Raw genomic sequence first — 10,516 nt, 5'->3', positions numbered from 1 at the left:
CCTTCGTTCTACTACGCGCCGAGGTCCGTCACGAGCGACGTGGACCCCGCTGCGATATGCCATCCCATTGCGTCCGTGGTGTCGTATCCGCCCTGATAGCGGACGCGCACGAAGCGCTCGCCGAATCCGTCGTTCTCTTCCTTCCATGAGATCGGGTGGCCGCTGGCCATCGTGACCTTGAGGAAGTTGTAGGCGAAACTGGCCCCGCCGGCGTGGGCAAGCGGGTGAACCAGCCAGAACTCCCACGGGCGCAGCGTCCCGGCGTCGTACTCAGCGCGGAGTCCCTCGATCACGCCGCCCGCATCCCCGTTCTGCTCGAAGAGCAATTCGAGTTCGAGCTGTTGCTGCTTCGGCCCCATGATGTAGTCGCCGCACGTGGGCACCACCGCCGCGTAACTGGAATCGAAGTTGCCGGGAGCCATGCTGCGCGTCATGTCAATGTCGCGGGTTCCGACCACCTTGAACTCGTGGAGATACGGGGTGAGGCTGGAGGCTGTCGCGTTGAGGTGGGTCGCGGCGAGCACTTCCGCGTCGGTGTCCAGCCCGTTCGCATGGGCGCCCCAAGTGGAGGTTGCCCCGACGCCGACCGCCGTACTCGTGAAGATATGGGACATGCTGAAGGTGAAGAGGCAGTTGCGGTTCGCGGAGGCAATCGTGGTGCCAGCCGCCGCTGTCGTGGTTGATCCGCCGAGTAGCGAGGTGGTTACGGTACACACGCCGCGCCGGGAGCCCGCAATCTCCACGCTCTGCGGGGTGACGGTACTCACGAGCCGGTTGAAATCGGCGTCGTCCGTTCCCGGCTGACCCAAGTCCTCAAGCGAGAAGGCGAGCACGTCGCCGGCCACGCTGGGGCCCGTCCACGCGTGCTCGAATACGCCGGATGACGTGTCCAGTTGGGCGGACGTGCTGTCAGCGTCACCCTTGCAGGAGACGTAGAAGAGGAAAAACGGTACGGTGGCATCGTCGGCTGCGAAGGTGAGCTGCTTGCTCCACTCCGCCGCGATGGGCGTTCCGATGGCGTCTGGAAGGTGCGTTGCCATCCCCGCTTCCATGTCGCCCGTGTACCGCTCGATGTTGGCGGTTGCCGTGTTGTGCCCGCTCTGCGGTCCCTTGAACCGCACGTCGCGGGTCTCGGCAGCAACCGCGTCCTGCTTGGTCGTCGAGACCTGAATCCGGTGTTGCGATCCGAAGAGACTCATGTTCGTTGCTCCTTAACCGTTGTCCGAGTGTTCCCATCGCATGACGATGAGCGCACCTGTGCCGATCATGTTCTTTGCGTCGTCATAGACGACGGTGGGGGGATTCACTGAAATCTCGGGCTGCGCTCCGTTGCAGTAGAACGCGGCCCAATCTGAGGACGCCCACGATCCGCCGTCTTTGCTCTGTCCGAGCGCGCTGGCTACGGCGTGCGCCAGTTGTTGAACGATTGCGGCGGCGGCGCGTGCGTTCGCGTTGGAGTCGCAGATCCGTATCTCCGTGACGCACGAGCACTCGGTATTTGCTCCGGACTCGGTGCGGTTCGCGCCGCCGGAGGTGTTGACCAAGATGATGGGGAAGCGCGTTGCCGTGGTCCCGGCCAGCCCCGGCCAAGTCTCATAGGTGCCCGTAATGAAGGCCGCGCCGAGCGCGCCGACAACCCCCGAAGACGGCCCGCTCGTTTTCAGGTACGTTTCGAGCGCCGCGTCTACGTTGGCGAAGAAGCTCCCCGTGGTGGTGGCTGCAAGGATCTTCCAGTTGGTCTGCGTCATGCGTTGCCCGTAATCAGGTTGAAGTACGCGAGCATCCTGTCCCTGAACTCCCGCGTCTCTTGCTCCTCAATGCCGGAAGACCACGCGAAGCGGCGCGACTCGTTCACCTTGGCCGCCCACGCGAATGGGTGAGTCAGCACGGCAACGAGGCCATGCGCGGCGATGATGATGTTGCGGGGCGAGATCCATTCCCCGAAGACGTGGCCGCCGGAGTCGCGCCCGAGTTGCTTGTCGGAGGGCTTGTACCGCGAGCCGTCAGACTTGAGTTTGCCCTTCACCGGCCCCGTGGTGAACGTCTGGCCCGGCACCACCGACGCGAACGAGCCCAACTTGCGGCCCTTGCGCTTGGACGTGTAGACCACTTGGCCCATTGCATTGATATCGGTGCGCGCCCGAGTCACGCGACCGGCCCGCAAGCGCGGCACTCCACCCCACACGGGCACGGAGCGTCCATCGGTCACGCGCGTGTATGCAGGTTCGAGCGGATGCCACACCGCACCCCGGAACGCACCGAACGCGTTGACCGTTGGCCGCTGCGCCGCACGCTCCCGCAACTGGTAGCTCTGAATCCACACGCTGAGCGGGTTCGTGTTCTTGTCCAACGGAAGCGCGCGCAGACCTTGGGCGACTTTGTTCAGGCGCGCCTCAAGCTGCGTTGCATCCATCGTGACGGAGAAGTCGTCCACTACACCCCCGGCCAGCCGTCGCCGGCGTTGCGCTGGTAATTCCATTGGTACTTCACGATGACCGTGGCCTTGAGGAGTTCGGTGTTGAGCGCCTGGAAGATCCACTTGCCGCGCGCCAAGTCCCACCGGACGGCGTACTCGCCGTTGTAATGGCCGTATTCGTCCCGCTCGGCGTAGCGCATCCGGTTCAACTCGGCGGCGGTGTAGCTCGATGTCCCCGCGTCCGTGATCGCAAGCCGCACGCGCTCCCGGATAATGTGCGGCGGCTCGGTAGAGGTGAGCGGCGACGTAGCTGCAAGGTAGGCTTCGTCGGCGTTCAATCCCCAGGGCTTGCCGCTGTCCGTGCCGAAGGTCAACGTCTCGGCGGTTGTGACTTCCAGCCCCGTCTCGCCACGCGCGGCGACGATACCGGCCAGGAGCGCGTTCCCTTGCTCAACGTGGTACTGCGCCGACGCGCCTAGCCCCTCGTTGTTCTGGATCAGGCCCAACTGCTCAAATGCTTGCGAGGCCGTAAAATGAATCGCTGCCAGGTTGATCGGGGCCGGGGTCGGGTAGGTCGCGTGGTCAACGGCGTTGAACGTGTAGCAGAACTTGCGGAGCGCAAACCCGATGATCCCGCCGCTCTTGGCGATCATCGTATCCAGGCCCATGTTGGCGCTGGCAGTCGATGTCGGAACGTCGGTTGTCGAGTACTGGATCGGGAGCTTCCCGATCACCTGTACCGCTGTGCAAAGCGCCATGCTACTTCCGCCTCTTGTAAGGACGCTTCACTCGAACGGGCTCCGCTACGGGAGCGGGCTCCTGTGAACCCGCCCCCGCGTCGGAGGTTGTTGCTTCTGGTACGAGTTTCCAGCCGCGCACTCCGGCGCGCGCAAACGACGCTTCTTGCGATGGATCGGTAACGTCCATCACAAGGCCGTTAGGTGCGAGTACCGTTATGTGCGACATGAAATCTCCCTACTTCACCGGGTACGTGATGTACGTGTAACAGTGCCCCGTCGCCGTGGTCTTGACGTTCTGCTGAACACGGATGTACCGCGCTGCCGGCAGAGTCAGCCAAACTACCTCGGGCGTTCCCTCGGTCATGGATGAGGTCTGCAACGTGTACGCCAGCGCCGTGTACCACGTCGATCCGTCCTCGCTGGTTTGCACGCCGACGTGGAACGTGTCGCATACGGCGAACGTGGTCTTCACCACGATGCTCAGCGGCAACGAGATGTAGTTCGTCCCGCCGGCCAGCGTGATCCATGCCGGGTCGACGAGCTTGATCGCCTGACTGTTTGCCACCGTGCCCGCCGCAAGCAGCGTATCGGCGTAAACAGTAACGCGACCGAACCCATCCCTCACGTCATGGCTGAGAACGCTCGTCACGGTAGCGGCCGACGCCGGGAGAGCCACCAGGAGGCAGATGATCGAGAGGACGATGATCTTCTTCATGGTTAGCTCCTCGGGGTCTGAAGGGTGACGATGAGGCTGGTTTCCTTCGCCCCGTAGCAGTAGTCGATGTCGGGAGAGGTCTTGTACGACTTGGTGTTCGGGTCGTACCAGTCATCCATAGACATCGTGCTGCGCGAGCGATAGCCCACGGCGTCACGGCTGAAGAACATGCCGTGGAAGCCGTCCAGCGTATCATCGTACACGTCGTTGTGAGTGAAGATCGTCAGCGGGCCGTACACGAAGACGAGATCCTTGCGGACGGAATCGGGGCGACCTGTCCACATGAACTGCGTCAACTGCGGTGTGTTGATGAGATAGGGGATCTCATCGCTGTGCAGCACGCCGATGAACTCGCCGTCGCCGTTGTTCTTCTTGAGCAGCTTCAGTACGGTTCCGATGTCATCGAACGTGAAGTGCGCCGCCGCCGCCGAGTTGATTTGGTTGGCGGACGGAATGAGCGCCGGGAGGGCCAGGCTCAGGATCGACGCGTCGCCAGCGCGGGCCAGCGCGCCGGACGCTTGCTTCTTCCACCCGTTGATGAACGACAGCCGTTTGGGAATGGCCATGCGATTCCAGGCGATCTTGTCATACGCCATCGCCACGTACTGGAACTTCTCCATGAACTGCACGGGAGAGTCGTCCAGCGCTTCGTAGGTCAAGTCCTGGCCTTCGGACGTGGTGACGCTGTAGGTCGTGCCGTCAGTGGTGAGGTTGGAGTAACGGGTGACAGCGGTCGAAAGCCCCAGCTTCGGGATGAAGAGATCCTGCCCCGGATCTGCGGGCTTCTCCGCTACGAGCGGAACGATGAGCTGCTTCTGTTCGGCTGCGAGATACAGCTCGTCGGCGTAAGCCGCCGGAGCTACACCCGCAGTGCCGAGCAAACCCACCGAGGTCCAGTTGGTTTGAAGGGTCATGGTGTTCCTCTATCGTTTGGGTTGCGGGCCGATGGAGGTCATGGACGCGCTCATTTTCATCCCGTCGCCGTCTTCCATGCCTTGTGCGGCAAGGATTGCGGCGCGGTTCTGTGCGTGCCACTCCCTGTACTTGGTCGGCCCGAGTTCGTCGAATGCGCGCTGGCATTCCGTCGCGTCGAAACCGTATGGCGACGGGTTGCCCGCTGTGATGTTTCGTCCGCCTCCCCCACCGGGGGCGCGGGTCGTGTTGGTAGTGAAGAAGCCGGGCCACTTCGCTGCGAGCGCTTCGACGGCCTCTTTCGGGTCGCCGTCGCCCGCCAACTTGGCCAAGTCCGCAAGTTGCTCGTCGGTCGCATTGGGCCCGAGCTTGGCGGCAAGGTGACGGAGAACCGCCGCCTCGCGCTTCGCCACTTCCAGTTGCGTTTCGACTTCCTTGCGCCCTTCGGCCTTGGCGTCTGCCAGCCTCTTCTCGTCTTCCGTCATGCTCTTCGCCCGCGCCTCTTCCGACTCCCTACGGAGCTTGGCGAGTTCCTTGTCCTTGGCCTCGGTGGCCTTGGCCTTCCATTCGTCGAAGTCCGCCTGGGTGGCGAACGCCTTGAACGGTTGCGCGGGGGTTTGCGGATCTGCCACTACAGGCGGAGCCGCCGGGTCGGGCGGCACTACTGCTGCCTTCGGGTCCATGTCGTTACTCCTCGCCCCTACGGGCTTGGGTGGTCATCACGCAGCCGCCAGTTCTTCGGCTTGCGCTTTCTGAAGGTCCGTCGCCTGCTCGCGCAGGGCGGAGGGAACGGGAACAATCTCGGAATCGCAGTTCGGGTGACGCGGGGTGTCGCCGTAGAGGGCGATCATCTTGGTAATCAGGATCACGCCAGCGGCGGTAGCCGCGATGCAGTCTTCGTCCACCGGCACTTCATTGGCGTTGAAGCAGTATTCGATGCTGGAGCCCTCGGTCCATGCCGCCAGATCGCGTGAGCGGACATATGCCGCCTCGGTTTCAGCGATGCCATAGGCTCGATTGACAAGGGCCTGCGATTCGGTGAGCGTGCCGCCCCGGGTAAAGACGTTCATGGCCCGCTCGGAGACGGGCGGCAGGTTCTTGAAATTGAACTCCGGCCGGCGAAGCATCGCGCGAGCTAGGTCGGACTGGCTCCATCCGTGAAGTTGTGCGCTTGTCAGATCCTTCTTGAGCCCTTCCAGGAGCGCGGACCCCGCGTTCTGAAACCGCCCGGTCCATGAGTCGAACCCGATGTTTCCCGTCTTGCGGGCGAACGTCTCCAGCGCCGTCTGCGCCGATGCGATTGCGCCAGGAGTCACCACGCCGAACCCGCCGTAGGCTTCGGCCATGCCGCGAGCCGTGGCTTTGAGCGTGTGCTGGGCAAGCTCCTGCTGAAGCTGGCCCTGCATGGTGACTAGGTTCGCCAGCTTGTTCTCAAGCGTGCCGAGCAGGCGCGTGTCCAGCGTGGTGAGCGCCGGGCCCGTAGGAGAAGTCCCGGCCATCGTCGCGCGCACAAGCTCGGCGGCGTACTCGTTCAGGAGCTTGGACGCCTGCGCCTGCGCCTGGGTGGAGAGCCCCGTCATGGAGCGCTTCCACGCGGCGAACCGCGCGTACATCTGCTGCATCGCGTCGGCTCTAGGCATTGGGCTCCGGCTGCGTAGGCGCTACTACTGGTTCGGGCCCAAGGAATTGCTCTTCGGTGAGCGGCGCCACGCTCGCGTCCAGGGCCCCGGCGATCTTGTCTCGGACCACGTTGGCAAGGGCAAGATCATTGATGCGCTTGAGCCGCTCCAAGAGGAGCGAAAGCGCCTGGAAGTCAACCGCGTCGGTCACGGCCCCGATGTCCTGAGCGTTAGCCGATGCCGTGGTCGGTGCCGCAGTCGGCTCGGTGGCGCTTGGCGTGGGCTCTTCGGCGTCGGGATCGTCAAGCATCGTCCGCTTGCCCTCTCCGAACGTCGGCATGGTGTCCTGGAACCGCGCCTTGTCCGCCTCGCGCAGAGCCTTCACGTAGTCGGCAATCTCCTGCGCCGATCCTGACGGTAAGCGATATTTCCCGACGAACTCTTCCAGCGTGAGGGTTCCATGGGTGATGGCCAGCGAGTCCCGCGTCTCCTCGCTAGCACGGTCAACCGGGAGCGGGGAGTCGGCGAAGGTGATGTCCCAGTCGAGTTGGTTGTCCCCGCGCTGGCCCTCGTAGATGTCCCAACCGCTCGGAAGCCCGAACTCGCCCGCGTAGGCGTGAGCGATCCGGGCCAGGATCAAGGTCTTGTCGTCCTCGAAAGCCGTCGCGTGCGTCACGTTCTCCGTGTACCGCGCGATGGTCGGGATGAGCATTTGCTTGAGGGTCTCGGGTTGGATCGCGGCAAGCCCGCCAAGCACGATAGCTGGGGCGAGGTCCGCCATCGTCATCCCCTCTTGCACCAGCTTTTCAAGCTCGGACCCGATGGGCGCCGCGTCGAATGAAGGCGAGGCGAAGAAGAAGTCGGTGTTCCCTTCGTCCAGATAGAGAATGTTGTCCCGGCCCATGCGAACGCGGCCCTTGCCGTCTCCGCTCCCGTCGTCCTCGCGCGGGTTGTTGTCCCGGCCCTTCTGGACGGCGACTTGCTGGCCAGCCATGGTGCGGATGCCAGCCGATAGCGCGCTCTGGACGTTGACCGCCGCCCGCTGGTAGCCGATGACTCGATGCAGGAGCGTGGACCCGTCGCCCAAGAAGACGAAGGGCGGCGCGCCGTAGGGATGGGGCTCGGGTGCGCCGATGGGCTCCCAATCATCCCCAATGTCCGTGTACTCTTCGTTCCCCCACAGCGTGCGCTTCACTACGTCGCCCTTGCGGTTGCGGCGAAGCTCCAGCACGGCGATAACGTAGTCCGCATCCTCTGGATCGAAGATCGGGATAGCGTCCTCGTAACCCGATCCGTTCGCCTTGGATTGCGAACCCGGGAGCGTGCCCATGAAGTCCATACGGACTACCGGAACGGCCTCTGTCCGCACCTGGGTTTTCGCTTCGTCGGTGTAGTCTTCGTCTTCGTAGACCAGCCACACCTTGAGCGCCGCCATTCCGTCGCGCATCATGAGCCGCGCGCCGCGCATGAAGAGCGCCGCGTGATTGTTGGCGTCGTGAACGTCACGGAACCACTGAGACAGCGCTTCCGTGCGCTTGTCGGACTCCACAGATTCGCCCGCTAGTATGCGCCGGGCCGCGCGTACCGCGTCCGGGCGCTCGGGTCCGACCCAATAGGCCCGCTGAGGCGGTGTGCCGTACAGGAACCGCGCGTGCGTATCCACAACCACGCCAGCGATGGGCTTGTCCATGAAGTGCCGGCGCATCGCCTGGGCATCGTCCGGTGACGTGCCCCGCTTCATGATGAGCATGTCCAGCGCGGCGTCCCCGCCCTTGTACGCTGCCCGCATGTCCTTGAGTGCGCCAGCTATCGCCGCGCTCATGTCGGATACAGAGCCGTCCGTGATCGGTGACGCGCTGTCGCGGATGCTTTCGAGTACCAAGTCCAGAGAGCGGTTGCGGTAGAGCATCAGTAGTAAACCGAGCCTCCCGTGACGCGATCAAACTGGGTCGCGCCGCTCCCCCGGCCTTCTTTAACAATGGCGTGAGCCGTGAGGACTGCTATCGCCATGTCGTCATTCTTTCCGCTAGGAGCTGCATAGCGGACATTCCCGAGCGCCGTTCGCGTTGCTTGGAAATCCGAAAGCTCTCGAAGTTGAACCAGCGCCGCTGGGCATGAATCGGGATGGAGTAGCTCGACACTTCCGGCTTCGAGGGCTCCGGCGAACCCGAGGACTGCGGTTTCCTTGTTGGCGGCGTTGAATCGCACGGGGAAGACGCGACAACGGCCTGCAAGGTCGCTTCGAAGCTGGCTTGCGAGGTTGTCCCTGAACGTCTCTTTGGTCGCGTCGATTGCGAGGACGCCGGGGTATCGCTTCCCGGTTCCGGCGATGCGGGCGCGGGAGACGGGCCAGCCTTCGCGGTTCCACCTGTCGGCGTAGACTTGGGTAGGTCGCTTTCGATGTACGCCGTCGATTCGAAACACGGCCACGGCGTTGAAGTCGTCGAAGCCCAAGTCGGCAAAGGTGACGTACTCGGCTCCGACCACGGGCTCTGCGATGGGGGCGGTGCTGCAATCTCGGACACGCCTGAAGACTCCACCGTCTTCGATGAAGTCGGCGTCAAACTCTTCGCGTTGCACGCGGTCAGGAGACTCTGCGCGAAGTGCGAGAAGTTCGGCCCGGTCAAGGTTTGGGTTGGATTCGGTCGGGAACTGGAAGGATGCCCAGCCGTCCATGCCTGACATTCCGCGTAGCCATAGGTCGTGAAACCAGTTGCGACCCCGGGGCGTGGAGATGAAGATCGCGCGACCCTTGCGATCAACGAGGGCAGGCCGAACCACGTCAGCCCACACGCTCTCGCCCATGTACGCGGCTTCGTCCAGGATCGCGAGGTCAAGCCCGCTGCCACGCAGTCGGTTAGGGTCGTCTGCCGTCTTGATTTCGACTCGCCCGCCGCCGGGGAAGATGACTTCCCGCTCGGCTTCGCGGATCGTGCAACCGGGAAGCTGGCGAGCGATCCACTTGACGACGCCCCAACCCTCTTGGGCTTGCTTGTACGAGGGGCCGATCCACCAGACGCGCCCGCCGGCGGCGGCAGAGATGCACGCTTCACCGGAGCCCCAGAAGGTTTTGCCCCACCGACGCCCGCAGGCCACAACCCGGAAGCGTGCGGCATTAGTGGCTACCGTTGCCTGCGCCGGAGTCAGCGCTGGCAATACGATTTGTCGGCCCATTGCCGTTCCCGTTCCCGTTGTGTCCGTTGCCGTTAGGGGATTCGCTCTTGGTGGTGGAGACGGGCCAGACGAGGGTTAGCGCCCCCTCGTCGGTCCCGAGGTCGATCCCCTGCCGCGGCTTGCCGTCGGTGCGGTCAAGGAAGTCCTGCAGGATGCGCGGGTCGCCGTCACGCAGGCGCATAAGGTAGGCGTCGGTAACGTGTTGCAGGATTTCGCGCTTGCTCTTGGGGTCGATCTCCAGGAGGCGGCGCTTGATCTCGGTGAGGAGGGAGACGGAACCCTTGGGACGGCCCGGCCCGCCGGGGTTGCCGGGTTCGAAGGCCGGATGGGGCGGCTTGCCGTAACCCGCCTTCGGGTTTTTTTCGGGTTTACCCTTCGCCAAATCCCGCACGGTTGCCGAGTCCGTCAGGACACATAGCAGCCGCTCCTTGCTCGCAGGTAATGGTTTGCGAGCGGTTGGGGGTCAGAGATGCCCGCCGGGCGTCATGCGCCTCACTCCGTTGAATGTCAGGGGAGGGCGGGCAATGAAGGCGCGGGGTTCGCCCGGTGATGGAGCGGATCGCTCGGGAGGTACGAGCGCGCTGTAGATGATTGGGTTCTGCCCCGCGCCGAAACGTCATGGGCGGACGTTCCTACTTCGGCTGGTAAAAGTCAATTATCATCTTTGGGATAGGAGAGCCTTTGCCTCAAGCCGTCTCGCGTTCCGGGCTTCCCGTCCGCGCCTGCCTTTGGCTCGCCACTTGGCGCGGAGTGCAGCTAGTTCCTCGGGCGGCATGTTCTCGGGCCGGTGCGCATCGCGGTAGCGTTTCCAGGCTGCGCGCTTGTGGGCGCGGTAACGCTCAAGCTCCTCGGGTGACATTGCCGCTTCCCGCTTGGTGGTTTCAACTTGATAGGCGGCGTCGAATCTTGAGGCGCAGAGGGTTGTGCATGACCACTTGCA

General features: G+C 63.7%; 12 protein-coding genes. All 12 read right to left on the bottom strand.

Annotation, left to right across the window (positions count from 1 at the left end):
- Nucleotides 1–11: 11 nt before the first annotated feature.
- Nucleotides 12–1,199: a hypothetical protein gene (locus tag WC683_09870; protein ID MFA4972910.1), complete on the bottom strand. Its 1,188-nt coding sequence runs from the start codon at nt 1,197–1,199 to the stop codon at nt 12–14.
- 12 nt (nt 1,200–1,211) lie between these two features.
- Entirely contained in the window at nt 1,212–1,748 is a 537-nt protein-coding gene (locus WC683_09865; protein ID MFA4972909.1) for a hypothetical protein, read from the bottom strand.
- Nucleotides 1,745–2,434, bottom strand: coding sequence for a hypothetical protein (locus WC683_09860; GenBank protein MFA4972908.1), 690 nt, complete (start codon nt 2,432–2,434; stop codon nt 1,745–1,747). The genes WC683_09865 and WC683_09860 overlap by 4 nt, the downstream gene beginning before the upstream one ends.
- Nucleotides 2,434–3,174, bottom strand: coding sequence for a hypothetical protein (locus tag WC683_09855; GenBank protein MFA4972907.1), 741 nt, complete (start codon nt 3,172–3,174; stop codon nt 2,434–2,436). The genes WC683_09860 and WC683_09855 overlap by 1 nt, the downstream gene beginning before the upstream one ends.
- Nucleotides 3,175–3,391: 217 nt before the next feature.
- A complete protein-coding gene (locus WC683_09850) occupies nt 3,392–3,871 on the bottom strand; it encodes a hypothetical protein (GenBank protein ID MFA4972906.1) in 480 nt (159 codons plus the stop codon).
- A 2-nt stretch (nt 3,872–3,873) separates the two neighbouring features.
- Complete coding sequence (locus WC683_09845) at nt 3,874–4,785, bottom strand: hypothetical protein (GenBank protein MFA4972905.1); 912 nt, start codon at nt 4,783–4,785, stop codon at nt 3,874–3,876.
- Nucleotides 4,786–4,794: 9 nt separating this feature from the next.
- Nucleotides 4,795–5,466, bottom strand: coding sequence for a hypothetical protein (locus WC683_09840; protein MFA4972904.1), 672 nt, complete (start codon nt 5,464–5,466; stop codon nt 4,795–4,797).
- Nucleotides 5,467–5,502: 36 nt separating this feature from the next.
- Entirely contained in the window at nt 5,503–6,423 is a 921-nt protein-coding gene (locus WC683_09835) for a hypothetical protein (protein ID MFA4972903.1), read from the bottom strand.
- A complete protein-coding gene (locus WC683_09830; GenBank protein MFA4972902.1) occupies nt 6,416–8,311 on the bottom strand; it encodes a hypothetical protein in 1,896 nt (631 codons plus the stop codon). The genes WC683_09835 and WC683_09830 overlap by 8 nt, the downstream gene beginning before the upstream one ends.
- On the bottom strand, nt 8,311–9,576 hold the full coding sequence (locus WC683_09825; GenBank protein ID MFA4972901.1) for a terminase family protein: 1,266 nt from the start codon (nt 9,574–9,576) through the stop codon (nt 8,311–8,313). The genes WC683_09830 and WC683_09825 overlap by 1 nt, the downstream gene beginning before the upstream one ends.
- Complete coding sequence (locus WC683_09820; GenBank protein MFA4972900.1) at nt 9,518–9,958, bottom strand: hypothetical protein; 441 nt, start codon at nt 9,956–9,958, stop codon at nt 9,518–9,520. Before WC683_09820 ends, WC683_09825 begins: the two co-directional genes overlap by 59 nt.
- 276 nt (nt 9,959–10,234) lie before the next feature.
- A partial coding sequence (locus WC683_09815; protein MFA4972899.1) for a hypothetical protein occupies nt 10,235–10,516 on the bottom strand: 282 nt, incomplete at its 5' end.

Source organism: bacterium (assembly GCA_041648665.1).
GTDB lineage: Bacteria > UBA10199 > UBA10199 > 2-02-FULL-44-16 > JAAZCA01 > JAFGMW01.
Note: the sequence above shows the minus strand (reverse complement) of the source record. Positions and strands in the feature narration are given on the sequence as shown.